Source organism: Vreelandella halophytica (assembly GCF_968193635.1).
This window is the reverse complement of record NZ_OZ309107.1, coordinates 2,889,679-2,913,538: the sequence shown is the minus strand read 5'-3', so window position 1 is coordinate 2,913,538 and position 23,860 is coordinate 2,889,679. Positions and strand designations below refer to the sequence as shown.

21 protein-coding genes and 3 tRNA genes are annotated in these 23,860 nt (G+C 62.4%); 21 read left to right on the top strand and 3 right to left on the bottom strand.

Annotation, left to right across the window (positions count from 1 at the left end; all coding sequences use genetic code 11):
- Window positions 1–28 precede the first annotated feature (28 nt).
- The 5 genes from ACWHXT_RS13435 (at window position 29) to ACWHXT_RS13415 (ending at window position 2,192) form a co-directional block, all read left to right on the top strand.
- Entirely contained in the window at window positions 29–1,279 is a 1,251-nt protein-coding gene (locus tag ACWHXT_RS13435; RefSeq protein WP_447926763.1) for an aspartate kinase, read from the top strand.
- A 198-nt stretch (window positions 1,280–1,477) separates the two neighbouring features.
- Window positions 1,478–1,666, top strand: coding sequence for a carbon storage regulator CsrA (csrA, locus tag ACWHXT_RS13430; RefSeq protein WP_252106858.1), 189 nt, complete (start codon window positions 1,478–1,480; stop codon window positions 1,664–1,666).
- Between the two features lie 125 nt (window positions 1,667–1,791).
- Window positions 1,792–1,884: transfer RNA gene (locus ACWHXT_RS13425), tRNA-Ser, on the top strand.
- A gap of 50 nt (window positions 1,885–1,934) precedes the next feature.
- Window positions 1,935–2,011 (top strand) — tRNA-Arg (locus tag ACWHXT_RS13420).
- Window positions 2,012–2,115: 104 nt separating this feature from the next.
- Window positions 2,116–2,192: transfer RNA gene (locus ACWHXT_RS13415), tRNA-Arg, on the top strand.
- Window positions 2,193–2,402: 210 nt separating this feature from the next.
- On the opposite strand, the gene ACWHXT_RS13410 is transcribed toward ACWHXT_RS13415, so the two are convergent.
- On the bottom strand, window positions 2,403–3,407 hold the full coding sequence (locus ACWHXT_RS13410; RefSeq protein ID WP_447956206.1) for a tRNA dihydrouridine synthase: 1,005 nt from the start codon (window positions 3,405–3,407) through the stop codon (window positions 2,403–2,405).
- A gap of 126 nt (window positions 3,408–3,533) precedes the next feature.
- On the opposite strand from ACWHXT_RS13410, the gene ACWHXT_RS13405 reads away from it, so the two are divergent.
- The 3 genes from ACWHXT_RS13405 to ACWHXT_RS13395 all read left to right on the top strand — a co-directional run bounded on the left by ACWHXT_RS13405 (window position 3,534) and on the right by ACWHXT_RS13395 (window position 7,036).
- The gene (locus ACWHXT_RS13405) at window positions 3,534–3,791 is read left to right on the top strand and encodes an OadG family protein (RefSeq protein WP_447956205.1); all 258 of its coding nucleotides are present in this window, start codon (window positions 3,534–3,536) and stop codon (window positions 3,789–3,791) included.
- A gap of 89 nt (window positions 3,792–3,880) precedes the next feature.
- On the top strand, window positions 3,881–5,704 hold the full coding sequence (gene oadA, locus ACWHXT_RS13400; RefSeq protein WP_447956204.1) for a sodium-extruding oxaloacetate decarboxylase subunit alpha: 1,824 nt from the start codon (window positions 3,881–3,883) through the stop codon (window positions 5,702–5,704).
- 12 nt (window positions 5,705–5,716) lie between these two features.
- Window positions 5,717–7,036: a sodium ion-translocating decarboxylase subunit beta gene (locus ACWHXT_RS13395; RefSeq protein WP_447926759.1), complete on the top strand. Its 1,320-nt coding sequence runs from the start codon at window positions 5,717–5,719 to the stop codon at window positions 7,034–7,036.
- Between the two features lie 193 nt (window positions 7,037–7,229).
- Here ACWHXT_RS13395 and ACWHXT_RS13390 read toward each other — a convergent pair whose 3' ends face one another.
- Both ACWHXT_RS13390 and ACWHXT_RS13385 read right to left on the bottom strand, forming a co-directional pair.
- Entirely contained in the window at window positions 7,230–7,847 is a 618-nt protein-coding gene (locus ACWHXT_RS13390) for an IMPACT family protein (protein WP_447956203.1), read from the bottom strand.
- A gap of 19 nt (window positions 7,848–7,866) precedes the next feature.
- The gene (locus ACWHXT_RS13385; RefSeq protein ID WP_447956202.1) at window positions 7,867–8,268 is read right to left on the bottom strand and encodes a LexA family protein; all 402 of its coding nucleotides are present in this window, start codon (window positions 8,266–8,268) and stop codon (window positions 7,867–7,869) included.
- Window positions 8,269–8,546: 278 nt separating this feature from the next.
- Between ACWHXT_RS13385 and ccmA the strand changes: the two genes are divergently transcribed.
- The 13 genes from ccmA (at window position 8,547) to ACWHXT_RS13320 (ending at window position 23,859) form a co-directional block, all read left to right on the top strand.
- Complete coding sequence (gene ccmA / locus ACWHXT_RS13380; RefSeq protein ID WP_447956201.1) at window positions 8,547–9,191, top strand: cytochrome c biogenesis heme-transporting ATPase CcmA; 645 nt, start codon at window positions 8,547–8,549, stop codon at window positions 9,189–9,191.
- Window positions 9,178–9,897, top strand: a complete 720-nt coding sequence (gene ccmB / locus ACWHXT_RS13375; protein ID WP_447956200.1) for a heme exporter protein CcmB — start codon at window positions 9,178–9,180, stop codon at window positions 9,895–9,897. Before ccmA ends, ccmB begins: the two co-directional genes overlap by 14 nt.
- A gap of 11 nt (window positions 9,898–9,908) precedes the next feature.
- Window positions 9,909–10,649: a heme ABC transporter permease gene (locus ACWHXT_RS13370; RefSeq protein ID WP_447956199.1), complete on the top strand. Its 741-nt coding sequence runs from the start codon at window positions 9,909–9,911 to the stop codon at window positions 10,647–10,649.
- Window positions 10,646–10,876 (top strand): heme exporter protein CcmD, encoded by a 231-nt coding sequence (gene ccmD, locus ACWHXT_RS13365; protein WP_447529632.1) that lies wholly within the window; start codon window positions 10,646–10,648, stop codon window positions 10,874–10,876. Before ACWHXT_RS13370 ends, ccmD begins: the two co-directional genes overlap by 4 nt.
- Complete coding sequence (gene ccmE, locus ACWHXT_RS13360; protein ID WP_447529631.1) at window positions 10,866–11,375, top strand: cytochrome c maturation protein CcmE; 510 nt, start codon at window positions 10,866–10,868, stop codon at window positions 11,373–11,375. The genes ccmD and ccmE overlap by 11 nt, the downstream gene beginning before the upstream one ends.
- 3 nt (window positions 11,376–11,378) lie before the next feature.
- The gene (locus ACWHXT_RS13355) at window positions 11,379–13,370 is read left to right on the top strand and encodes a heme lyase CcmF/NrfE family subunit (protein WP_447956198.1); all 1,992 of its coding nucleotides are present in this window, start codon (window positions 11,379–11,381) and stop codon (window positions 13,368–13,370) included.
- Window positions 13,364–13,891 (top strand): DsbE family thiol:disulfide interchange protein, encoded by a 528-nt coding sequence (locus ACWHXT_RS13350; RefSeq protein ID WP_447958050.1) that lies wholly within the window; start codon window positions 13,364–13,366, stop codon window positions 13,889–13,891. The genes ACWHXT_RS13355 and ACWHXT_RS13350 overlap by 7 nt, the downstream gene beginning before the upstream one ends.
- Window positions 13,882–14,346, top strand: a complete 465-nt coding sequence (locus ACWHXT_RS13345) for a cytochrome c-type biogenesis protein (RefSeq protein WP_447529629.1) — start codon at window positions 13,882–13,884, stop codon at window positions 14,344–14,346. Before ACWHXT_RS13350 ends, ACWHXT_RS13345 begins: the two co-directional genes overlap by 10 nt.
- Window positions 14,343–15,242, top strand: coding sequence for a c-type cytochrome biogenesis protein CcmI (ccmI, locus tag ACWHXT_RS13340; RefSeq protein ID WP_447956197.1), 900 nt, complete (start codon window positions 14,343–14,345; stop codon window positions 15,240–15,242). The genes ACWHXT_RS13345 and ccmI overlap by 4 nt, the downstream gene beginning before the upstream one ends.
- 36 nt (window positions 15,243–15,278) lie before the next feature.
- Window positions 15,279–18,770: a chromosome segregation protein SMC gene (smc, locus tag ACWHXT_RS13335; protein WP_447956196.1), complete on the top strand. Its 3,492-nt coding sequence runs from the start codon at window positions 15,279–15,281 to the stop codon at window positions 18,768–18,770.
- Between the two features lie 875 nt (window positions 18,771–19,645).
- Window positions 19,646–21,430, top strand: coding sequence for a cell division protein ZipA (zipA, locus tag ACWHXT_RS13330; protein WP_447958049.1), 1,785 nt, complete (start codon window positions 19,646–19,648; stop codon window positions 21,428–21,430).
- A 120-nt stretch (window positions 21,431–21,550) separates the two neighbouring features.
- On the top strand, window positions 21,551–23,587 hold the full coding sequence (ligA, locus tag ACWHXT_RS13325) for an NAD-dependent DNA ligase LigA (protein WP_447956195.1): 2,037 nt from the start codon (window positions 21,551–21,553) through the stop codon (window positions 23,585–23,587).
- Window positions 23,584–23,859, top strand: a complete 276-nt coding sequence (locus ACWHXT_RS13320; protein ID WP_447956194.1) for a YheU family protein — start codon at window positions 23,584–23,586, stop codon at window positions 23,857–23,859. The genes ligA and ACWHXT_RS13320 overlap by 4 nt, the downstream gene beginning before the upstream one ends.
- The last annotated feature ends 1 nt before the right edge of the window (window position 23,860 follow it).

Genomic DNA, 23,860 nt, shown 5'->3' with positions numbered 1-23,860 from the left:
TACTCCGAACCCATAGGGAAAATGGCATATGGCACTATACGTACAAAAGTTCGGCGGTACGTCGGTCGGCTCGGTCGACCGTATCAAGGCCGTGGCGGAAAAAGTAAAAGGCTTTCGCGACCAGGGCCACCAGGTCGTCGTGGTCGTTTCTGCCATGAGCGGCGAGACCAACCGTCTCACCGAGATGGCCCAGGCCTTGAACGACGACCCGACGCCGCGGGAAATGGATATGCTGCTCTCCACCGGCGAGCAGGTGACCATCTCGCTGCTTGCCATGGCGCTTCAGCAGTTGGGTGTCCCGGCGACGTCGCACACCGGCGCCCAGGTCGGTATCCATACCGATAGCGCCTATACCAAGGCGCGCATTCAGCGCATCGAAACCGACGACCTGAAAAGCGATCTCGATGCCGGCAAGGTGGTGGTCGTGGCCGGTTTTCAGGGGGTGGACGACGAGGGCAATATCACCACCCTGGGCCGCGGTGGCTCGGACACCACCGGGGTGGCGCTGGCGGCCGCGCTCGGCGCCGACGAGTGCCAGATCTATACCGACGTCGATGGCGTTTACACCACCGACCCCCGCGTATGCTCCCGCGCACAGCGCCTTGAAAGCATCACCGTCGAAGAGATGCTGGAGCTTGCAAGCCTGGGCTCCAAGGTGCTGCAGATCCGCGCGGTGGAGTTTGCCGGCAAGTACAACGTTCCGCTACGGGTGCTCTCGAGCTTCGAGGACGGCCCCGGTACCCTGATTATTGCAGATGCTGACCAAGACGAGGATTCCATGGAAGAACCGCTGATCTCCGGTATTGCCTTTACCAAAAACGAAGCCAAGCTGACCCTTTTGCACACCCCGGACGTTCCCGGTGTTGCCTCGCGCATTCTCGGCCCCATTGCCGATGCCAATATCGAAGTCGATATGATCGTGCAGAACGTGGCGCCGGCCGGCGACTACACCGATTTCACCTTTACCGTGGCCAAGGGCGATTACAAGGCGACCAAAAGGCTTTTGGAAGAGACCGTGATCCCGGACCTCGGCGGCGGCGAGCTGCGCGGCGATGACAATATCGCCAAGGTGTCGCTGGTCGGTGTGGGTATGCGCTCCCACGCTGGGGTGGCCTCGAAAATGTTTCGTGTGCTGGCCGACGAGAACGTCAATATCCGTATGGTCTCCACCTCGGAGATCAAAATTTCGGTGGTCATTGACGAAAAGCACATGGAACTGGCGGTCAACGCACTGCATAAGGCGTTCGGGCTGGATAATGCAAATGTAGAATCCGAATAACATTTGTGCTCCAAACCTTCTACGCTAAGAGGTAACTTGCTACCGTAGGTGGTGAGCTTTCTTGCAACGGAAGTTCAAGTGTCATGGAGCCAGAGGCATCAGTCGTTGGTGACTGGTGCCGCTTTGCCGCATAATGGCGGCGTTGACGCCTCTGGCGGACACGAACCGTTGTACAAACGTCTGAGAAGGAGATCAGCCATGCTCATCCTAACGCGCCGCGTAGGCGAGACACTGATGATAGGTGATGAGATCACCGTCACGGTGTTAGGTGTAAAAGGTAATCAAGTTAGAATTGGTGTTAACGCCCCCAAGGATGTCGCCGTACATCGCGAAGAGATTTATCAGCGAATCCAGCGCGAGCGCGATACTGAAAGCGAACCCGAATAAATGGCGCCTTATACCACGTCCACTAAAGGGCGTTTAAGCGCTAACCCAAAGCCGGCGCGAAAAAATTTCTGCTTAAGTCTGGACAAGCCTCAGTATTATCGGTAATATTCGCGCCGTGCCGTTGAGGAGAGGTGGCCGAGTGGCTGAAGGCGCTCCCCTGCTAAGGGAGTATAGGGTTTATAGCCCTATCGAGGGTTCGAATCCCTCTCTCTCCGCCAACCGCATAACCCGTAACATGATTGCTTGAAGAGCAGTTGCTTTAAGATAAGCGCCCGTAGCTCAGCTGGATAGAGTATCTGACTACGAATCAGAGGGTCGGAGGTTCGAATCCTCCCGGGCGCGCCATCTTGTAAGTCTTCAGGGCTTTTAGTTCGATGTTCTGTTCTAACAAGCCTTTCGTTGCCAAGTGATTGATGTTACAATGTTTTTCGTCGATTAACGACAATCAAGCGCCCGTAGCTCAGCTGGATAGAGTATCTGACTACGAATCAGAGGGTCGGAGGTTCGAATCCTCCCGGGCGCGCCAGATTCCAGGAAAACCCGCCTTTTCAAAGGCGGGTTTTCTGCGTTGGTGCCTTGAGTCAGTGCGCGTAACGCGGCTGCTTGGGCGCCGGGTATCGAGTCGGTTCAAAAGGATGGAACCTGACGCAAGAGGGCGGCCCGCGCTCTCTGCGGTCGTTTAAAACGCCTGCCACTTTATGTGGTCAGGCGTTTTTTTTGGCCGGGCGCTTTTGGGTTAGGCGGGGGTGGGGTCGGTGGGTTGTGGCGTCGCCGGGGCGAGCTCGCGCAAGAGCGTATCGAGTTCGGTCACCCGCTTTAAGCGCTGAAAGTGCTGATCGGCCTCGTGGCTTGATTGGCGCATTTGAGCAAGCCACTGCTTCACCAGCGATACGACAACACGGTCCGGTAGCGCTTCGCGCTGGCGCCTGGCGTAGTCGGCAATGACGCCGGCGCGCATCGCCCAGGTCGTCTCGCCCAGGCGCTCCCCGGTGTCGAGCCAGTGGCGAATGCGCGGCGCAAGCCAGGGGTCCGCCAGGGCGCTGCGCCCCAGCATCACATCCTGGCAGCCCGAGAGCGTGCGCGCTTTCCAGTAATCTTCCAGCGTCCAGATATCGCCGTTGGCAACGACGGGGATGCCCAGGCGTGCGCGAATTTTGCCAATCCACTCCCAGTGGGCCGGTGGGCGATAGCCTTCGTCGCGGGTGCGCCCGTGTACGACCAGCCGCGAGGCCCCACCTGCCTCGGCGGCCTGGCCGCAGGCAACGGCCAGGCGCCGGTCCGAAAAGCCCAGACGAATCTTCGCCGTCACCGGTATTTGCCCTTCGAGCGCCTGGTAGACCGCATCGACGGCCTGATAGACGCGCTCGGGGCGGCGCAATAGCGAGGCACCGCCATCGTGGCGGTTGACCAGTTTGGCCGGGCAGCCGAAGTTTAGATCCACGCTGACTGCGCCCAACGAAGCCGCCTGGCGCGCGTTTTCGGCCAGCGCCTCGGGGCTGGATCCCAAAAGCTGCAGATGGACCGGCACGCCGCTGGGCGTGGCCACGTGCTCGAGCTCGAGTTCGGGGCAGTGCTTGTAAAACACGCGGGAAGGCAGGCGGGCATCCACCACGCGGACAAACTCGGTGACCGTCCAGTCGAAACCGGGCTGGCGCGTCAGTAGATCGCGGGTGAGGGCGTCGATCACACCTTCCATCGGCGCCAGGCCGATCTCCCCCTTTTGTAGTAAATTAACAACCATGGCTTCCACTTTAGCGTCATTGCATTCTATTCTGAATGTGGCAGGTTAGAGGATTGTCCTCACTGCGCCAAGCGCCTTTAGAGGCGTTTGGTGTGCCACTCAATGACATGACCAGGCGGGGGAAGTATGCAAGAAGGAGAATTGCTCCAGGAAGGGCTGGCCCTAATGGCGATGGGGATGGGGTTCGTCTTTGTTTTTCTTACCATCCTGGTGATCAGCGTCACGCTGATGTCGGCGGTCATACGGCGCTTTCAGCCCGCCCCACAAGCCGCCACCCAACCCGCCGGGCGCGCGGCCCCACCGGAGCCTGTGGGTCAGGATGACGAAACCCTGGCCGTTATCTCGGCTGCCGTGCATCGTTACCGCACATCAAGTACTCGGTAACGACAGGAAGCCCTAGCGAACTTTACAAAAGCGCAGCGCTGTATTTTGTTAAGTTTACTAACACAACACCCTTTTTTGAGATATAGAGCATGAACGAGAACAAACGCCCTCTAGGGGTTACCGATGTCGTCCTTCGCGATGCCCACCAGTCGCTGTTCGCTACTCGCCTGCGCCTGGACGACATGCTCCCCATCGCCGAAAAACTCGACAACATCGGCTTCTGGTCGCTCGAAACCTGGGGTGGGGCGACGTTTGATTCGTGTATCCGCTACCTGGGAGAAGACCCCTGGGAGCGCATTCGCGCGCTGAAAGAGGCGATGCCCAACACGCCTCAGGCAATGCTGTTGCGCGGCCAGAACCTGCTGGGCTATCGCCACTACGCCGATGACGTGGTCGACAAATTCGTCGAGCGGGCCAAAACCAACGGCGTCGACGTGTTTCGCGTTTTCGATGCGATGAACGACCCGCGCAACCTGGAGCGCGCGATCAAGGCTGTGCGGAAGGTTGGCGGCCACGCCCAGGGCACCATCTCCTACACGGTGAGCCCGGTCCACACCCTGGACAGTTGGGTCGAGCTTGCCAGCACCATCGCGGACATGGGCGCCGACTCGCTGGCGATCAAGGACATGGCCGGGCTTTTGACGCCCTATACCGCTTTTGATTTGGTCACACGACTCAAAAAGACGCTCTCGATTCCCGTGCATTTGCACTGCCACGCGACCACCGGACTTTCGACGTCGACCATTTTGAAGGCGGTCGAAGCGGGCGTGGATAACGTCGATACCGCGATCTCGTCGATGTCGATGACCTACGGTCATAGTCCGACGGAGTCCGTGGTCGCCATGCTCAAGGATACCGACCGCGACACGGGGCTGGATCTGGAAGCGCTCGAGGATATCGCGGGCTATTTCCGTCAGGTACGCAAAAAGTACGCGGCGTTCGAGGGCTCGCTCCGGGGGATCGACTCGCGAATTCTGGTCGCCCAGGTGCCCGGCGGTATGCTGACCAATATGGAAGGCCAGCTAAAAGAGCAGGGCGCCGGCGACAAGCTCGACGACGTGCTCAGCGAAATTCCGCGGGTGCGTGAAGATCTCGGTTTCATTCCGCTGGTCACCCCGACCTCGCAGATCGTGGGCACCCAGGCGGTGATGAACGTGATGATGGGAGAGCGCTACAAGTCGATCTCCAAAGAGGTGCAGGCGCTACTCAAAGGCGAGTACGGTGCTGCCCCCGCGCCGTTTAGCTCGGAGCTGCAAAAGCGCGTGTTGGACGGCGGTGAGCCGATCACCTGCCGCCCGGCGGACAACCTCGCCCCGGAGATGGAGCGCCTGGCCAGTGAGCTTGAAGAAAAAGCCCAGGCCGAGAACATCCGCCTGGCCGAAGGTGAGTCGCGTATCGACGACGTGTTGACCTATGCGCTGTTCCCGCAGATCGGCCTCAAGTTTTTGAAAAACCGCGACAACCCGGACGTCTTCGAGCCCGCCCCCCAGGCCGACCCGCAAAGCGTGGCCGTAAGCGAAGAAAAAACCAAAGCGCCGGCCAAAGGCGCCCCCGCCCAGGGGCCCGAGACCTACACCGTCAAGCTCAACGGCAAGGCCTACGTGGTCGAGGTCGCCGAAGGCGGCGATATCAGCCAGGTAAGCGAAACGCCGGCCAGTGGCGCGCCAGCCGAGCAGCCTGCCAGCCAACCCGCCGCGCCCAGCGGCGAGGGGATCGATGCGCCGCTTGCGGGTAACATCTTCAAGGTCAACGTGAAGGTGGGCGACCAGGTCGCGGAAGGCGACGTGGTGGTGATTCTTGAAGCCATGAAGATGGAGACCGAAGTGCGCGCCCAAAGCGCCGGCACGGTGTCCAGTGTCAACGTAAGCGAGGGCGATAGCGTCGCCGTTGGTGACTCCCTGGTCGAGCTTTAAGGGCATACGGTAATGGATAAATTAATCACCCTATGGGAGGGCTCGGGGCTTTATAACCTCGCGCTCGGCCAGGCCGTCATGATCCTGGTGGCGCTGGTGCTTTTGTATCTCGCCATCTACAAGAAGTTCGAGCCGCTTTTGCTGGTGCCCATCGGCTTTGGCGGCATTTTGGCCAACATCCCCGAGGCGGGCCTTGCGATCTCCGCGCTCGACCAGGCGATCGAAGTAGCGCGTCCGGCGATTTTGCAGCAAATCGGTGCGGCACTTGGCGTGGCGCTCGACCCGGTTGCCGGGGCGGAGGCCTGGCGGGAAGCGCTCAAAGCGGTGGCGCATAACGCCGCGCCAGAGCAGATGCGTGCCGCCCGCGATATTGCCGTGGGGGCGGGTTACAGCAACGGCGTGCTGTATAACTTCTACAGCGTGGCCATTGGCTCGGGCATCGCGCCACTGGTCATCTTCATGGGCGTGGGCGCGATGACCGATTTCGGTCCTTTGCTTGCCAACCCGCGTACGCTGTTTCTGGGCGCGGCGGCGCAGTTCGGCATTTTCGCCACGCTCTTTGGGGCGGTCCTGCTCACCTCGATGGGGGTGATGGACTTCTCGCTCAATCAGGCGGCGGCGATCGGGATCATCGGCGGAGCGGACGGGCCGACCTCGATCTACGTCTCGAGCGTGCTGGCCCCCGAATTATTGGGCGCGATTGCCGTGGCGGCCTACGCCTACATGGCGCTGGTACCGTTGATCCAGCCGCCGATCATGCGTCTTCTGACCACCGATAAAGAGCGCAAGATCGCCATGACGCAGCTGCGCCCGGTCTCGAAACTCGAGAAGATCGTGTTTCCGCTCATGCTGTTGATTCTGGTGGCGCTGTTTCTACCGGACGCCGCGCCGCTTTTGGGCATGTTCTGCTTTGGTAACCTGATGCGCGAGTGCGGCGTGGTCGAGCGCCTGGCGGATACCGCCCAGAACGCCTTGATCAATATCGTCACCATCGTGCTGGGGCTCTCGGTGGGCTCCAAGCTGATGGCCGAAAGCTTTCTGGCCTTCGAGACGCTGGGCATTCTGGGCCTTGGTATCGTGGCCTTCGGGATCGGCACCGCCGCGGGGGTATTGATGGCCAAGCTGATGAACCTGGTCAGCAAAATGCCGATCAACCCGTTGATTGGCGCCGCCGGGGTCTCAGCGGTGCCGATGGCGGCGCGGGTGGCCAACCGGGTGGGGCTCGAGTCCAACCCGCACAACTTCCTCTTGATGCACGCCATGGGGCCGAACGTGGCCGGCGTGATCGGCTCGGCGGTGGCCGCCGGGGTGATGATCAAGTATTTGGGATAGGCGCTGTTAGTAATCAAAACGCCCCGCATGAGCGGGGCGTTTTGGTTTGTCCATGTCTGAAATTTCCACGGTCTCGAGTAGCCCGTAGCGAGGGTCTTTCGCCAGGGATGGCGAAAGTAGCGTACAAGGAGGTATTTACAGCGCCCTCGCGTAGGGCTGCTCGAGACCAGCCCACCTGCTGGCCCATTCAGCTTTAACGCTTTTGAATATCCAGCGTGCTTTTAAGCCGGTTCTCAAGCGTCGTGAAGTCCGCGGCCTCGTCTTTGGGCCAGGCCACGGTGAGCGTGACGCCCTGGCCGTCGTAGTCGGCGGCGGCAATCGGCGCGCGCTGCTCTTCGAAATAGGCGCGGGCCTGGGCTTCCTGGGCGAAAGCGACTTTCAAAAGGTAGTGTTCACGCTCGACGATTTCCCGGGTGGGTAGGGTTTCGAGCGCCTTGTTCACGGCCTGGGCGTAGGCGCGGGCGAGCCCGCCGGTGCCAAGCTTGGTGCCGCCAAAGTAGCGAATCACCACGCAACCGACTTCGCCCAGAGCACTCCCCAGAAGCGCCTGGTACATCGGCCGGCCTGCGGTGCCGCCGGGTTCGCCGTCGTCAGAAAAACCAATCGCGGTTTGCTCGCCGGGCGGGCCGGCAATGAAGGCAGTGCAGTGGTGGCTGGCACCAGGGTGGGCGGCGCGGGCGGTTTTTAGAAGCGCTTCGAACGCATCCGGCGTCGGGGCGTGGCAAAGCCAGGTGATGAACTGGCTTTTTTCGACGACGATCTCGGCCTCGAAGTGCGTGTCCGGGGAAAGATTCGGGGCTCGGTAGCGCAAACGGGGCTCCTGAAGGCGATTAGTGGCGCTTCTCGGCAGCGGCGGGGCTTTTGCCCATTACCATGCCCAGCACCTGGATATCGCCATTATGCAGGAAAACCGCCGGCATCGCCTGGTCCTCGGGGCACAGATGCACGCCGAGCCTGTTGATCGAGAGTTCCTTGAGCACCACTTCGTGCTGGTTGATGGTGGCCGTGGCGGTTTCCCGGTGGGGGCCGCGCTGGTGGCGGTGGATCACGATCACGTCACCGTCGAACAGGTTGTACTGCTGCATGCGATTGCCGCGAACGCGCAGCGCATAGGTATTGCGCCGGGTCACGTCGCGCTCGGTGCTGGCGGCGCGGGGCGTAGCGTACTCTCTGGTGCTCGGGGCGTTGGGGCGCAGAGCGTTCGAGGTCTCAAGCGGTCGTGATGCGATCATTTGTTTCTCTCCAGCAATCGCCCGCTCCCTGGGCGTGAACAAGTGAAAAGCGACGCGGGTGCATGTCTTTTCATACAGTGGTTGGAGTATAAACCTGTTTTTGCATACAGTGCTAGCCCTATATGCAGACTTCTGTGTCGTATCGCGCTCTTCTTTTTGGCAGGGCCCCGTGGCTGTGGGCTTTAGTAAAGGGGGTGATGCTCGAGGCGGCGCTACGCTGGCGAAAAAATGCCTTTTTGTGTAGAGTGCGCGCGATATCCACGCCTTGGGAGACCGCTTTGAGCCTGCGCCTTCAAGCCCGAAAGCTTGCCTGCGAGCGCGATGACCGCTTTCTATTCAAGGGGCTCGATGTCGAGATCAACGCAGGTGAGCTTCTGCGTGTCGAAGGCCCCAACGGCAGCGGCAAAACCACGCTTTTAAAGATACTGGCGGGCCAGCTCAACGATTACGAGGGCACGCTCTATTTCAACGAAAAGCCGCTGGGCCAATGCCGCGATGATTTTCTCGCCAATCTGGTGTATCTGGGCCACGCGCCGGGCGTCAAAGCGGGGCTGACGCCATTGGAAAACCTTGCCTGGTACCAGGCGTTGGATGGCGGGCCGGTAAGCGAGGCGGCCTGCGAGCGCGCGCTGGGTGACATCGGCCTGGCCGGATTCGAAGACGTGCCGGTGGGGCAGCTGTCCGCAGGCCAAGGGCGGCGCGTAGCGCTTGCCCGACTGAATCTGACACCCCGGGCGCTTTGGATACTCGATGAGCCGTTCACCGCGATCGACCGGGAAGGGGTAAAGGCGCTGGAGCAAACACTTTGGGCCCACGCCGACAAAGGCGGCAGCGTGGTGATCACGACCCACCACGCCCTGGCGGAACAAACCCGGGTGCGGCGTATTACGCTTGGCGAGAGGGTGGAACGTGACGCCGGCTGATCAAAAGACGTTACTTCGAGCCGCCCCTGGCGGCGCTTTTCGGGCGTTCAAGGCGACGTTTACCCGGGATCTCACCCTGGCCTTTCGCCGTCGCGGCGAGGCGCTCAATCCCCTGGTGTTTTACGCGCTGGTGATCACGCTGTTCCCAATCGGTATTTCGCCGGACCCCGCGCTTTTATCGGTGATAGCCCCCGGGCTTTTGTGGGTAGCGGCGCTGTTGGCGGCGTTACTCTCGCTCGATACGCTTTTTCGCAGCGATTTCGAGGATGGCAGTCTCGAGCAACTGCTGATCGCCCCGCAGCCGCTACTGGCGCAGGTGCTGGCCAAGGTGGGCGTACACTGGCTTTTAACCGGGCTGCCGCTTGCGCTCATGGCGCCGGTGCTGGGCGCGATGCTGGCACTCCCGGCGGGAAGCTATGCGGTGCTTGCGCTTTCACTACTGCTGGGCAGCGCTACGCTGAGCCTTGTGGGCGCGATTGGCGCCGCGCTAACGGTGGGTCTGGCACGGGGCGGCGTGCTGACCTCGCTTTTGATTCTGCCGCTTTATATTCCGGTGCTGGTGTTTGGGACCGGCGCGGTGCAGACCGCCATCGCACTCGAAAGCGCCGCGCCACAGCTTGCCATGTTAGGGGCGCTGCTGGCGGTGGCGCTTTTGCTGGCGCCGCCGGCGATTGTCGCCTCGCTTCGTATCAGTATCAACGGCTAAGGATGCGCGCCATGTGGGCTTTCATTCATAAGTTTGGTTCACCCAAGTGGTTTTATCGCCTGAGCACCCGGCTCGAGCCCTGGTGCTGGGCGCTTGCGGCGCTCGCGCTTGTCACAGGCTCAGTATGGGGGTTGGCGGTGGCGCCAGCGGACTACCAGCAGGGCGAGAGCTTTCGCATCATTTATGTTCACGTGCCCGCTGCGCTGCTGGCCCAGTCGGTGTTCGTTTCCATGGCGCTGGCAAGCCTGGTGTTCATGGTGTGGAAGATCAAGGTGGCCGACATGGCCGCCAAGGTGATGGCGCCGTTCGGCGCGGCCATGACGTTTACGGCGCTGTTTTCCGGCGCGGTGTGGGGCGTACCTACCTGGGGGACCTGGTGGGAGTGGGACGCGCGGCTGACCTCGATGCTGATTCTGCTTTTTTTGTACCTGGGCGTGATCGCTCTGCGCGGTGCGTTCAATCGCCGGGACAGCGGCGCCCGGGCCGCGGCGCTTCTCGCCATGGTCGGCGTGATCAATATTCCGATCATCAAGTACTCGGTCGAGTGGTGGTACACCCTGCACCAGTCCGCCACCTTTACGCTGACCTCGCGCCCGGCGATGCCGGCGGCCATGTGGCTGCCGCTGCTCGTCATGCTGGTCGGTTTTTATAGCTTTTTCGCCGCGATTACGCTTGCGCGCACGCGCAGCGAAATTCTGCGCCGGGAAGGCGACAAGCGCTGGGTACGCGCGCTCCTAAGCGGAGAGAGATGATGGCGTTCACCTCGCTGACGGAATTTTTCGCGATGGGCGGCCACGGCGTTTACGTTTGGTCGGCCTGGGGCGTCACTGCCTTGCTGCTATTACTGTGCCTTTTACAGGCGCGCCTGGAGCGCCGCGGGCTGGTCAAAGCAGTGAGGCGCCGCGCCCGCCGCGAGCGGGCCCGCGCGCAAAACGGCCCGCGCTCTTCTTCACACCCTGGGGGTAATGATGACGCCTAAACGCAAGCAGCGGCTTTTCGCGCTCATTGGCGTAGTGGCGCTGGCGGGCGTGGCCGTGGGGCTGACCCTCTTTGCGCTGCGCGCCAACATCAATTTGTTCTTTAGTCCGGTGCAAATCGCCCAGGGCCAGGCACCCCTGGAGCGCCAGATCCGCGCCGGCGGGCTGGTCAAGGCGGGTTCCGTCGCTCGCGACCCGCAAAGTCTGGACGTCGCCTTCGTGGTCACAGACTACGTGGACGAGGTGAGCGTTTACTACAGCGGTATCCTGCCGGATTTGTTTCGCGAAGGCCAAGGCGTGGTCGTGGTCGGCGAGTTGCAGGCCGACGGACGCCTGAGAGCGGACAAGGTGCTGGCGCGTCACGATGAAAACTACATGCCACCTGAGGTCGCCCAGGCGCTTGAGGAGGCGGGCTACTCACCGGCGGACTATCAGCAAAAGGCCGAACGGGTCGTCAAACAGTTGGAAGGGCCGGGCCGCCCTCAAACGGACGGGAATTAACGTATGTGGGTAAAGATGATTCCCGAAGTGGGCCATTTCGCGCTGATTCTGGCGCTGATGCTGGCGCTGGTTCAGGCCACGCTGCCACTGGCGGGCACGCTAAGTCGCCGCCCGCTCTGGATGGCCTATGGTGGCCCCATGGCGGCGGGGCAGTTTCTGTTCGTCGGTCTTGCCTACGCCTGCCTGAGCGCAAGCTACCTGCTCGACGACTTCAGCGTGGCCAACGTGGCCAACAACTCCAACTCGATGCTGCCCTGGTACTACAAGGCCAGCGCCGTTTGGGGTAATCACGAAGGTTCGGTGCTGCTTTGGAGCTTGATGCTGGCCGGCTGGGGCTTTGCCGCTTCCCACTTTTCGAAGCCGCTGCCCCGGGATATGGCCGCCCGGGTGCAGAGCGTGATGGGCATGATCAGCGTTGGCTTTTTGGCCTTCATCCTGCTCACCTCCAACCCTTTCGAGCGCCTGTTGCTCAATATGCCAAGCGACGGCGCCGATCTGAACCCGCTCTTGCAGGATTTTGGCCTGGTGATCCACCCGCCCATGCTCTACATGGGCTACGTCGGTTTTTCGGTGGTCTTCGCCTTCGCCATCGCCGCGCTGATCGGCGGGCGGCTGGACGCGGCCTGGACCCGTTGGGCGCGCCCCTGGGCGAATATCGCCTGGGCGTTTTTGACGGTCGGCATTGCGCTGGGCAGCTGGTGGGCTTACTACGAGCTTGGCTGGGGCGGCTGGTGGTTCTGGGACCCGGTCGAGAACGCCTCGCTTTTGCCTTGGCTGACCGGCACCGCGCTTTTGCACTCCCTGGCCGTGACCGAAAAGCGGGGCTCGTTCAAAAGCTGGACGGTGCTTTTGGCCATCACCACTTTTTCGCTGTCGCTGATGGGCACGTTTTTGGTGCGCTCCGGCGTGCTGACCTCGGTGCACGCCTTCGCCAACGACCCGGCCCGCGGATTTTTCATTTTGGTGCTTCTAAGCGTGACGGTGACGCTGTCGCTTCTACTGTTTGCGCTGCGCGCCCCGCGGGTCAGCCACCAGGTCGGCTTTGGCTGGCTATCCCGGGATTCGCTGTTGCTGGTCAACAATTTGCTGCTGGTGATCATGACCGTCACCGTGCTGCTCGGTACCGTTTATCCCTTGATTCTCGATTCGCTGAATCTGGGCAAAATCAGCGTGGGCCCGCCGTATTTCAACGCGCTGTTCGTGCCGCTGACCGTTTTGCTGTGCCTGTTCATGGGCCTTGGCCCGCTGGCGCGCTGGAAGCACATGGGCGCGGGGGAGCTCAAGGCGAAGCTTTGGCTTTCGGGGCTGGCCGCCCTGGTCATTAGCGCGGTGGCGCCGCTTTTGTACGCGGGCGAGTGGAACCTGTGGGTGAGCCTGGGGCTTTTGGCCGCGCTCTGGATCGTGCTGCCGCTGGCCCGGGATGTCTTCGATACCTGCCGCCGGTCAAGTTCGGTCACCCGCGGGCTTGGCAAGCTCTCGCTCGCCTACTGGGGCATGGTGCTGGGCCACGTCGGCATGGCGGTCACGATCATCGGCGTCACGGTGGTCTCGAACTACAACATCGAGCGTAACGTGCGCATGGCGCCGGACACCACGGTCGAGGTGGCGGGTTATCAGTTCACCATGCAGGAACTGATCAGCCGGCGCGGGGCGAATTTTCTGGCCGACACCTCGCTGATCGAGGTGCGCAAGGGCGACGACGGCCGGGCGTTCATGATGCAACCGGAGAAGCGCCTTTACATCGCCACCCGTATGCCGATGACCCAGGTCGCGCTGCGTCCGGGGCTCTTTCGCGACCTTTACGTGGCGATGGGCGAAGACCTGGAGGACGGCAGCTACGCCATGCGCATTCAGTACAAGCCCTTCGTACGTTGGCTTTGGCTGGGGGCGCTGTTGATGGCGGCGGGGGCGGTGCTGGCGGTGATCGACAAGCGCTACCGGCGATCCAAAACACGCCCCCACGCCCTCGACACTCCTGTGGAGGCGCTATCATGAGACGCTGGCTGTTGCTGCTGTTACCGCTTGGTTTTGTCGGTATTGCGCTTTTCTTCTACCAGGGCCTTTCCCGCGACCCCACCCAGCGCGACTCGGCGCTGATGGCCCGGCCGTTCCCCGCGTTCGAAGCGAGCACGCTGCGCGACCCGGCATCCCAGGTGGATGAATCGCTTTTGCGCGGCAAGCTCACGCTGGTCAACGTCTGGGGGGAATGGTGTCCGGCCTGCAAGCAGGAGATGCCCCAGCTCTTGACGCTGGCCGAGCACGGCATTCGCATGGTCGGCGTGAACTACCGCGACACTCGGGAAAAGGGTGGGCAGTTTTTGAGCGAGTACGGCGACCCTTTCGAGGTAAACATTTTCGACCCGGAGGGCCGTTTGGGATTCGACCTTGGCGTTTACGGCGCCCCGGAAACCTTTCTGGTCGACCGCGACGGCGTGATCCGCTATCACCACAAGGGCTACATCGGCCCCGACGATGTCGATGCGCGCATTCTACCGGAGGTCGAGAAATGGCGTTGAGGTCTCTGTTCGTTCTGATGCTGTTACTGGTGAGCCCTTTAGTGCTGGCGGCTATCGAGGTGCGCGAGTTCGACGACCCGGTGCTCGCGCAGCGTTATGCGGACCTGACCGCCTCCATGCGCTGCCCGCTGTGCGAAAACCAGGCCATCGACGATTCCAACGCGCCGATCGCCGCCGACATGCGCCAGCGCGTGTTCGAGCTTCTCCACCAGGGCCAGTCGGACAGCGAAATCGTCAACCATATGGTGGCCCGCTTTGGTGAGTACATTCTTTATAACCCGCGTCTGGAAAACCGCACCTACTTGCTTTGGGGGGTGCCCATTGCGCTGGTGCTGCTGGCGATGGTGATTCTGGCGCTGATCGTGCGCGCCCGGCGCCAGGCCTCGAGCCAGGCGCTGAGCGCGGCGGAGCGCGAACGGCTGGACACGTTGATCAACCGCGAGAGGTCCCCATGACGCCGCTTTGGATTGCGATTGCGCTCGCCGCACTCCCCGCGCTTTGGCTGCTGCTCGCCCCGCTTTGGCGAGCCCGGGCGCTCCATGAGGCCCAGCGCCGCTTCGAGGAAGCCGACGGCGCCAACCAGCAGAACGTGGCCATTTTCAAACGCCGCCTCGCCTCGCTCGAAAACGCGCAGGCGAATGGCGACATCGACCAGGCGCGCTTTGACGAGGCCAAACTCGAGCTCGAGCGCAGCCTGCTCGACGACACCGCTGCAACGCCCCGGCGCGCGCTCAAGGCCCCGGGTTCGGGGCGCTTGGCCATTCCCGTGGTGGTGGTCGCGGCACTGGCGGCGGGGGTTTTTATCTATCAACAAAACGGCGCCGAGGGTGACCTTGCTCTCTACGCGCTGCAGCAGTCGGTGGAAAACGACCCCAACCCCTCCATGGAGCGCTACCTCGAGCGTTTGAAGGGCGAGGCCGAACGCCAGCCTGAAAACGCCAACGTGTGGGGTATGCTGTTTAGCTTTTACCGCCAAAGCGGCGAGCTCGAAAAAGCGGATGAGGCACTGACCCGGCTCATCGAGATCGACGGACGCGCCCCGGCGCTTTTGGGCGAGCTCGCCGAGCTTCGCTTTTTCATGGCCGGGCGCAGGCTCACCCCAAATGTTCGGGCGCTGGCCGACGAAGCCCTGGCGGCCGACCCGCGCCAGCCCAAGGTGCTGAGCCTTCTCGGCGTTCACGCCTTCGACGAAGGCGACTACGCGCTCGCCATCGACCGCTGGCGCCGGGCACTGGCGAGTCTGGAGGACAGCGAAACGGTGGAGGCGCTGCGTGAGGGGATTCGCACGGCAAGCGCCCGGCTGGAGGACGCCGATAGCGCTAACGTTTCGACCGACGGTGTGTTTGAATAGCCCGCTCGATTTTTATCTGCTTTATAAAGAGCCGCAATGCGCTTAACGTCCATACGCCTTACCGGGTTCAAGTCCTTCGTCGACCCCATTACGGTGCCCTTCGATGGCAACATGACCGCGATCGTCGGGCCCAACGGCTGCGGCAAATCCAATATCATCGACGCGGTGCGCTGGGTGATGGGCGAGTCCTCGGCCAAGACGCTGCGCGGTGAGTCGATGGCGGACGTCATCTTCAACGGCTCCACCGGGCGCAAGCCGGTCGGCCAGGCGGCGATCGAATTAAAGTTCGATAACCGCGACGGCAGTATGGGCGGCGCCTACGCCCAGTACGCGGAAATCGTCGTCAAGCGTTTGGTCACCCGGGACGGCCAGTCCAACTACTTTTTCAACGGCCAAAAGTGTCGCCGCCGGGATATCGCGGATCTCTTCATGGGTACCGGGCTTGGCCCGCGCTCCTACGCGCTGATCGGCCAGGGCATGATCTCGCGGCTGATCGAGGCGCGCCCGGACGACCTGCGCGCGACCCTGGAAGAAGCGGCGGGGATCTCCAAATACAAGGAGCGCCGTCGCGAGACCGAAAACCGCATGCGCCGCACCCAGGAGAATCTGGAGCGCCTCGACGATATCCGCGAAGAGCTCGACAAGCAGCTCGAACGCTTGAAGCGCCAGGCCGAGTCCGCCAAGCGCTACCAGACCTTGAAAGCCCAGGAGTACCAGCTCAAGGGCGAGCTTGCGCTGATTCGCGGCCGCGCCTTGCGCGCTGAGCAGACCCGCCAGGAGAGCCGGGTGCGCGAGCTCGAAATCAGCGTCGAAAAAGACGTTTTCGGCGTGCGCGCCTGCGAAACCCGCCTCGAGCAGGCCCGCGCTCAGCACGATGAGCTCTCTGAGGTACTCGAGCGTCATCAGCAGCAGTTTTTCGAAACCACCACGCGCATTGCGCGCCTCGAGCAGGATCAGGCCCACCGCAAAAGCCGCGAAAGCCAGTTAGCAAACGACATCGACACCGCCCGGCGCGACCTTGACGAGCAGCGCCGGGTCAGTGAAGGCGACCAGACCCGCCTTGCCGAGATCGAGGCGCGTTGGGAGACATTACTGCCCGAGCTCGAAGCTCAACAGGAGCAGCTCGAAGTGCTCGAAGAGACGCTGGCGCAAGCCGCCCCGGCGCTCGAGGCCGCCGAGCAGCGCTTCGCCGATATCGATGCGCGCTGGCGCGATGTCAGCCGCGACGCCGAGCGCTGCCAGGACCAGATCGTCGATCTGGAACAGCGTATCAAGCGCCAGCAGGCCGAACGGGCTCGCCGCGAGCAGCAGCGCGGTGAGCTCGACGACACCGCTTCGCTGCAAAAAGAACATGCCCAGAGCCTGGCCGAGCTGCAGGAGGCCGAGCGCCGCGCCGAACACTTTCAAACCGAACGCGAACAGCGCCAGGCCCGCTACAGCGAGGTGCGCACCGCCCATCAAAGTGCTCTGAGCGTGCGCGAAGAAAAGCGCGGCGAGCTCAGCCAGTGCCAGGGCGAGCTCGCCTCGCTCAAGGCGTTGATCGACGCAGCGCTTGCCGACCATGACCCGGATCTGCACACCCACCTCGAAGCCCTGGGGCTCGAAAACGCCCCGCGCCTTGGCGAGACGCTCAGCGCCTCGCCTGGTTGGGAGCCGGTGGTGTCCTGGCTGCTCGCGCCCTGGCTCAATGCCCGCATGGTCAGTGGCGCTACGCTCAAGGCGCTGCCCGAGGCGCTGGCCACCGACTGGTGTTTGATTCAAAGCGAGGCGAGCACCGCCGCGAGCGACGCCCGGCTCGACTGCCTGGTCAGCGGCGCCGGAGCGCTGGGGGAGTGGCTTTCGCGCATTCACTTTGTCGAGAGCGACGACCAGGCCCAGGCACAAGTGGCGCACCTCGCCCCGGGCGAGAGCGTGGTTAGCCGTTCGGGCCTTTGGTGCGGGCGCGGCTGGCTGCATCAAAAGGCCAGTGGTGAAGGCGTCGATGCGCTGTTGATGACCCGGCGACGCTTTGACGAGCTAAGCCAGCAGCGCGAGGCCGTCGAGCAGGCGTTGGCGGAACTCGACGAGCGCTGCGAGACGCTGGCCCGAACCCTCGAAACGCTCGAGAGCGAGCGCGAGCAGCGTGGCGAAGAGGAGCGCGAGCACGGTAGCCTTCGCCAGCAACTGGCGGTGAAGGAGCAGCGCCTGGCCCAGCGTCTGGAGCACCTGCAGGGCCGCGCCGCGGAGATCGACGAAGAGCTTGCCACGCTAAGAGAGGACGAGGAGAGCCTTGCCTTGACCCTCGAGGAGCAGCGCGAGCGCTGGGGTGAAGCGATGACGCGCCTGGAGGAGGCGGCCACCGCCCGGGAAGAGAGCGTCGAGCAGCGCACCCGCGCACGGGAAGAGTCTGACCGCCTAACCCGGGAGCAAGCGCCGCTCAAGGCGAGCCAGCAGGCGCTTGCGTTGGAGCGCGAGCGGCTCAACACCGAGCGCGATAGCCTGCGCGCCCAGCAGAGCCGCTCGAGCGAAAGCGAAGAGCGCTTGAAGCTACGTATCGAAGAGCTCGAAGAGGCGCGCGAAACACTTTTGGAGCCCGACGAGCTGGCCGCCGAAGAGCTCGAGGAGCTTCTCCACGAGCGTGAGCAGCGCCAGGCACGGCTGAGCGAAACCCGAGAGCAAGCCCAGGTGATCTCCGAGCAGCTCAAAAACGACGAGCTCGCTCGGCAAAATCACGAGCGCACCCTCGAGCAAAGCCGGGAGCAGCTGCAAACCCTGCGTATGGAGGTTCAAGCGCTGGCGCTCAAGGCCACCACCCAGGACGAGGCGCTTGCGGAGCTTGGCCACGACGCCGAGGCGCTGGCCGCCGGACTTGCCGATGATGCCGAGGAGTCGCGCTGGCAGTCGCTGTTGGAAGGCACGACCGAGAAGATACGCCGTCTTGGCGCGATCAATCTCGCCGCGATCGAGGAGTACGACCAGCAGGCCGAGCGGCGCGACTATTTAGAGGCGCAGCATGCCGAGCTTACCGAGGCGCTGGAAACCCTGGACCGGGCGATCAAGCGTATCGATCAGGAGACGCGGGTGCGTTTTCGCGAAACCTTCGATCAGGTCAACGCCGGGCTACAGGCGCTTTTCCCGCGGGTATTCGGCGGCGGCGCGGCGTGGCTGACGCTGACCGGCGACGACCTGCTGGAAACCGGCGTTGCCATCATGGCGCGCCCGCCGGGCAAGAAAAACAGCACCATTCACCTGCTTTCCGGAGGCGAGAAGGCGCTAACGGCGCTGTCGCTGGTGTTCGCGATCTTCCAGCTCAATCCGGCGCCGTTTTGTATGCTCGACGAAGTCGACGCGCCGCTGGACGACGCCAACGTCGGCCGCTACGCAAAGCTCGTCAAGGAAATGTCCGAGAGCGTGCAGTTTATCTACATCACCCACAACAAGATCGCCATGGAGGCCGCCGAGCGCCTGATGGGCGTGACCATGCAGGAGCCTGGCGTTTCGCGGCTGGTGTCCGTGGGTATCGAAGAGGCCACCGCGCTAGTCGACTGACCCGTTAATACGAGATCGACCGTTGGCGGCTATTACGCATTGTTCATGATTTTAGCCCGGCGAAGATAAGTGCTCTATGCATCCCTGGGCTTGAATAAGTGTTAGCCAAGCGTGAAATGGGCGCTCTTTTGTCAGTAATCCGGCGCAAAAGGGGCTACAACGCTTGCCGTTGATCGATTAATCGCCGCCTCTTGCTATTCGTTTCAGCGCGACACTTCATAAGCAGCTGGCCGGCGGGCTTCGAGCCGGCCAGGTTCAACCGCCAAAGTCACGCAGGCGCAGTCGAAAGTCTTTGATAACAGGGGATTGCAAACGGGTTATTGGGTCCCGTTACGATTAAGGGGAGCGCTCGACTACTGGAAATACATATAGTAAAAACATTAATGCCACAGTAGAAAACGAAGAGTGTTGTGTGTTCAAACTCGCAAGAACTAACGAACTCCTGTTGCGATAATGCTTAGTTGTGCTTGTTTAATGATCGAATATGGTTGTAAGATTTTGTCATCTAGCGTTAATGCTTCTACAATTGTCGCACTAGTAAGCTTTTCGGCGAACTTTACTTCATTGCTAGCCTAGGGCGTTAGCCATGAATAAAGAAGCGCTGAAGCAAAAGTAAAAGGGCGTTGTTGCACGAAGGTGGCCGACCCAATCAAGCGCCAGGATGGCACTTTTGGCCGTTGGGCTTGTCGAAAAGCGGGGCTTGCTACGTCGATGGCTGGCGAGTAGCGGGGTAAGCTTTATTAGATAGAGCAGCAGGTTGCCCTTTTTTGTAGCAGACGCACTATGCCTGGTGGTAAATATAGCGTTTGGATGGACGCGGATATCATCAGGGGTAGCGCCTTAAATCGGTTAAAATGACCCGTGGAATGCTCGACATGGAATTAAGAGAGTGGTTAATCATTCTAGGATTGGCGTTGGTGTCGCTTATCGTGGTCGATGGAGTGCGAAGGCTCCAGCGTCAGCGTCGGGTACCGCGTCTTGACCAGGCGGTCGACAACCTGCCCAAGGCATCGGTGAACGAGCTCGATGACGAGGCCAAAGAGGCCGAGCTAAGCTGGGAGCTGCCCAACGGCGGTGCCCGGGTCGTCAAGCCCGCCGACTACAGCGGTTTGGGTAAAAAGCCCAAGCTCGAGCGTCAGGACCATCCCGGCCCCTCCAGGGTACTCTCCGATTTCAAACGCTCGTTTTCCAAAGTGGCGGCCCGCTCGAAAAGCGCGGCCACCGGCCAGCGCTTCGCCTATCAGGGCGGTTTCAGCGAGCGTGAAGAAGAAAGCCCCGACGCTTCCCGCGCTGCCCCTAAAGCGAGCGCCCCGACAAGCACCGCCGAACCAGCCCGCCCAGCGAACCCGAGCGAGCGCCCGGCTGGTCAGAGCCCCGTTAAACATGCCCCCGTTGAAGAGCGTCGCGAGCCGAGCCTTTTTGCCGATGAAGCACCGGTCAGTGAAGCGCCTTCGGCGGCCGAGCCTACCAGCGGCGGCGCATCCACACCGTCAGCACCCCGCGATACGCCACCCTCGCCTGGCGTGACGCCCACCGAACTTGGCTTTTCTACTCAGGCGGTTGGCCCTGAACCAGTGGAAGCCGCAGCGCCTAATGAGAGCGAAAAAGGCGATACCGCGACCGACGAGCCCGTGCTGCGCGCCGAGCCCGAAGACGCCGCCTTTGCCAAAACCAGCGAGTCGCGTCAGCGGCGCCAGCTGCGCTCCAACACCGCCGGTGAGCTCGATGACGACGCCATAGACGAGTACCGTCTGGTCGATTTCGAGGGCATGGGCCGCTCCTTCAAGCGCCGCCTGATCGAGCGTCGTCAGGAGCGCGCGCGTAAAAAGGCGGAAAAAGCCGAACGCGTCAAGGCGCTTGCCAAGCAGAAAGCCGAGCGTAAGGCACTGGAAGCCGAGCAGCGCCGCGAGGCCCGGGAAGCCGCCGAAGCCGAAAAGGCGCGTATTGCCCAGGAGCACGCCCGGGCCCGCGAAACCGAGGCCGCCCACGCAACGGCGCAGTACAATGACGACGACCTTTATAGCGCCGAGCCTTCGATGGGGGCGCTGCGCGGCCAAAGCGCGAGAAACGCGCGCTTCGACGAAGACGAGGCAGCGTTCGATGAGGCCTACGATGCACCGGCTTTTGACGAAAACGTCGTTCGCCCCCACCCGGCGCTCGAAAAAGCGCTGCGCCACGATGTATCGGGCGCTCGCGCCAAAGAGACGCTGACCGATGCCTCGGAAATGGTGGTGATCAGCGTGCTCTCGCGGGACGAAGAGGGCTTTGACGGCGGCAAGCTTTTGGAACTGATGATGGCCTGCGGATTGCGCTTTAGCCGCGAAATGGGCGTTTTTCACCGCTTCGAAACCGAAAGTCCGGACAGTGAGCTGCAGTTCTCCATGGTGAACGTGGTCAAGCCCGGCACCTTCCCCATCGAAGAGATGGACGAGTTTGCCACCCCGGGTATCTCGTTTTTGATGCCGCTGCCCGGGGCGCTCGATAGCTCCGCTGCGTTCGAAGCGATGGTCGAGACCGCCATGGTGGTCGTACGTCACATGGGCGGCGAGCTCAAGGACGAAAACCACAGCGTCATGACGGCGCAGACCATCGAGTTTGCTCGCCAGCGCGTGCACGAGTTCGAGCGCCGCCACCGCCTGCAGCGCCACACCGCCCGCTAATCGGCTTTTTAAGCGTCTCAAAACACCCGCCTCGCCAGGCGGGTGTTTTTGTTACTAGAGCCTAACGCCGCCAGGCTTTAGGATAGCGCCACTACGTACTGTTTTACGGAACCCTATTGCATGAGCCAGCCTTCCCCCCAGGTGCGTGAGGAAATCGCCGCGCTGCGCGCCGAGCTCGACGACGCCAACCACCGCTACTACGTACTCGACGAGCCCGCACTGACCGATGCCGACTACGACCGCAAGCTCCAGGCGCTCAAAAACATCGAAGCGGACTACCCGGAACTGGTGACGGTCGATTCGCCCACCCAGCGCGTCGGCGCTGCCCCGGCGGAGGGCTTTCCCGCGGTGACCCACGCGCTACCCATGCTCTCGCTGGACAACGCGTTCAATCGCGACGACGTCGTCGCTTTCGCCGAGCGCGTGGCCGAGCGTTTGGAGCGAACCCCTGACGAGCTCGAGTTCAGTTGCGAGCCCAAGCTCGACGGCGCGGCGGTGTCGCTGGTCTATGAGCAGGGCGTATTGGTAAGCGGCGCCACCCGGGGCGACGGGCGCACCGGCGAAGGCATTACGTCGAATTTGCGCACGCTGCGCTCGGTGCCGCTCAAATTGCGCGGCGACCATGTTCCCGAGCTTTTGGAAGTGCGTGGCGAAGTCATCATGCAGCACAAAGGCTTCGAGGCGCTCAACGAGCGCGCCCGGGAAGAGGAGAGCCGCGTGTTCGCCAACCCGCGCAACGCCGCCGCCGGGAGTCTTCGTCAGCTCGACCCGCGGATTACCGCCAAGCGCCCGCTGGAGTTTCACGGCTATCAGGTGGCCAGGTTAGAGCCGGATAGCGGCGATACCACCCACAGCGCGCTGATGGAGCGGCTGAAAACGCTCGGGTTTCGCTCGAGCGCGGAGCTTGCCACGCTCAAGGGCCCCCAGGCGGTCGCCGACTACTGCGAACGGCTCGGCGAGAAGCGCCTGACCCTGGGGTTTGATATCGACGGCGTGGTGATCAAGGTCAACGATCTGCGCGCCCAGCGTGAGCTTGGCTTCGTGGCTCGCGCCCCGCGCTGGGCGGTGGCGTTCAAGTTTCCGGCCCAGGAGGAGATCACGACCCTCAACGACGTCGAGTTCCAGGTCGGGCGCACCGGCGCCATTACGCCGGTTGCGCGGCTTGAACCGGTCACGGTGGCTGGCGTGACGGTCTCCAACGCGACGCTACACAACGCCGATGAAATCACTCGGCTGGGCGTCATGATCGGCGACACCGTGGCGATTCGCCGGGCCGGCGATGTCATCCCCCAGGTGGTTCGGGTGGATACCGACAAGCGCCCGACCTCGGCGAAAGCGATCGTGTTTCCCGACGCCTGCCCGGTATGCGGCTCACAGATCGAGCGCGTCGAGGGCGAGGCGGTCGCGCGCTGCTCCGGCGGGCTCTTTTGCCCCGCCCAGCGCAAGGAGGCGCTCAAGCACTTTGCCAGCCGCAAGGCGCTGGACATCGACGGCCTGGGCGTGAAAATCATCGACCAACTGGTCGAGCGCGACTGGGTGCAGACCCCCGCGAATCTTTTCGAAATCGGCGTCGAGCGGCTGGCAACGCTGCCGCGCATGGCGCAAAAGTCCTCGGAAAACCTGGTGCAGTCGCTCGAAAAGGCTAAAAGCACCACCTTCGCGCGCTTTATCTATGCCCTCGGCATTCGCGAGGTGGGCGAGGCCACCGCCGCCAACCTGGCGAGCCACTTCGGCACGCTACAGGCGCTGGCGGGCGCCGAGCAGGCCGCGCTCGAGGCGGTCAAAGATGTCGGCCCGATCGTCGCCGCCCACGTACATACGTTTTTCAAGCAGCCGCATAACCAGAACACCATCGCCGACTTGATCCGGGTGGGCGTTTCTTGGCAAGAGGTGGAAGTCACCCAGGGCCCCAGGCCGCTCGAAGGTCAGACCTGGGTACTGACCGGCAGTTTGGAAACCATGACCCGCGACGAGGGCAAGGCGCGCCTGCAAGCGCTGGGCGCCAAGGTCGCGGGTAGCGTGTCCAAAAAGACCACCGGCGTGGTCGCCGGCGAGGCCGCGGGCAGCAAGCTCGCCAAAGCCGAGGAGCTAGGGGTGGACGTACTCAGTGAGGACGTCTTTATTCAACGACTTGCCGATTGGGAGCAAATGTCATGAGCCGATTCATCGAAGTACCCGCACGGATGCTGCCACCGGAGACCCTCGACGCGCTGCTTCAGACGTTCGTGACCCGCCAGGGCTACGACACCACCGACACCAGCGGTGAAGGCATGCACGGCTGGGTCATCGAGCTCAAGCGCCAGCTCGAGCGCGGCGAGCTCTTGATCGCCCACGATATCGAGCTCGAGCAGACCGAGGTCATGACGCTTGCCCAGTGGCGCGCCTTTGGGCGCGATATCGCCGATGACGAAGAAGAAGGCGACTACTAAG

Excerpts from the sequence above, each read along its gene's own strand:
- ACWHXT_RS13355 (WP_447956198.1), top strand. The coding sequence starts at position 11,379 with ATGTGGGTAAAGATGATTCCCGAAGTGGGCCATTTCGCGCTGATTCTG.
- ccmE (WP_447529631.1), top strand. The coding sequence starts at position 10,866 with ATGACGCCTAAACGCAAGCAGCGGCTTTTCGCGCTCATTGGCGTAGTG.
- ccmI (WP_447956197.1), top strand. The coding sequence starts at position 14,343 with ATGACGCCGCTTTGGATTGCGATTGCGCTCGCCGCACTCCCCGCGCTT.
- oadA (WP_447956204.1), top strand. The coding sequence starts at position 3,881 with ATGAACGAGAACAAACGCCCTCTAGGGGTTACCGATGTCGTCCTTCGC.
- ACWHXT_RS13370 (WP_447956199.1), top strand. The coding sequence starts at position 9,909 with ATGTGGGCTTTCATTCATAAGTTTGGTTCACCCAAGTGGTTTTATCGC.
- smc (WP_447956196.1), top strand. The coding sequence starts at position 15,279 with ATGCGCTTAACGTCCATACGCCTTACCGGGTTCAAGTCCTTCGTCGAC.
- ACWHXT_RS13410 (WP_447956206.1), bottom strand. The coding sequence starts at position 3,407 with ATGGTTGTTAATTTACTACAAAAGGGGGAGATCGGCCTGGCGCCGATG.
- ACWHXT_RS13345 (WP_447529629.1), top strand. The coding sequence starts at position 13,882 with ATGGCGTTGAGGTCTCTGTTCGTTCTGATGCTGTTACTGGTGAGCCCT.
- csrA (WP_252106858.1), top strand. The coding sequence starts at position 1,478 with ATGCTCATCCTAACGCGCCGCGTAGGCGAGACACTGATGATAGGTGAT.
- ACWHXT_RS13385 (WP_447956202.1), bottom strand. The coding sequence starts at position 8,268 with ATGATCGCATCACGACCGCTTGAGACCTCGAACGCTCTGCGCCCCAAC.
- ACWHXT_RS13405 (WP_447956205.1), top strand. The coding sequence starts at position 3,534 with ATGCAAGAAGGAGAATTGCTCCAGGAAGGGCTGGCCCTAATGGCGATG.
- ligA (WP_447956195.1), top strand. The coding sequence starts at position 21,551 with ATGAGCCAGCCTTCCCCCCAGGTGCGTGAGGAAATCGCCGCGCTGCGC.
- ACWHXT_RS13320 (WP_447956194.1), top strand. The coding sequence starts at position 23,584 with ATGAGCCGATTCATCGAAGTACCCGCACGGATGCTGCCACCGGAGACC.
- ACWHXT_RS13395 (WP_447926759.1), top strand. The coding sequence starts at position 5,717 with ATGGATAAATTAATCACCCTATGGGAGGGCTCGGGGCTTTATAACCTC.
- zipA (WP_447958049.1), top strand. The coding sequence starts at position 19,646 with ATGGAATTAAGAGAGTGGTTAATCATTCTAGGATTGGCGTTGGTGTCG.
- ccmD (WP_447529632.1), top strand. The coding sequence starts at position 10,646 with ATGATGGCGTTCACCTCGCTGACGGAATTTTTCGCGATGGGCGGCCAC.
- ACWHXT_RS13435 (WP_447926763.1), top strand. The coding sequence starts at position 29 with ATGGCACTATACGTACAAAAGTTCGGCGGTACGTCGGTCGGCTCGGTC.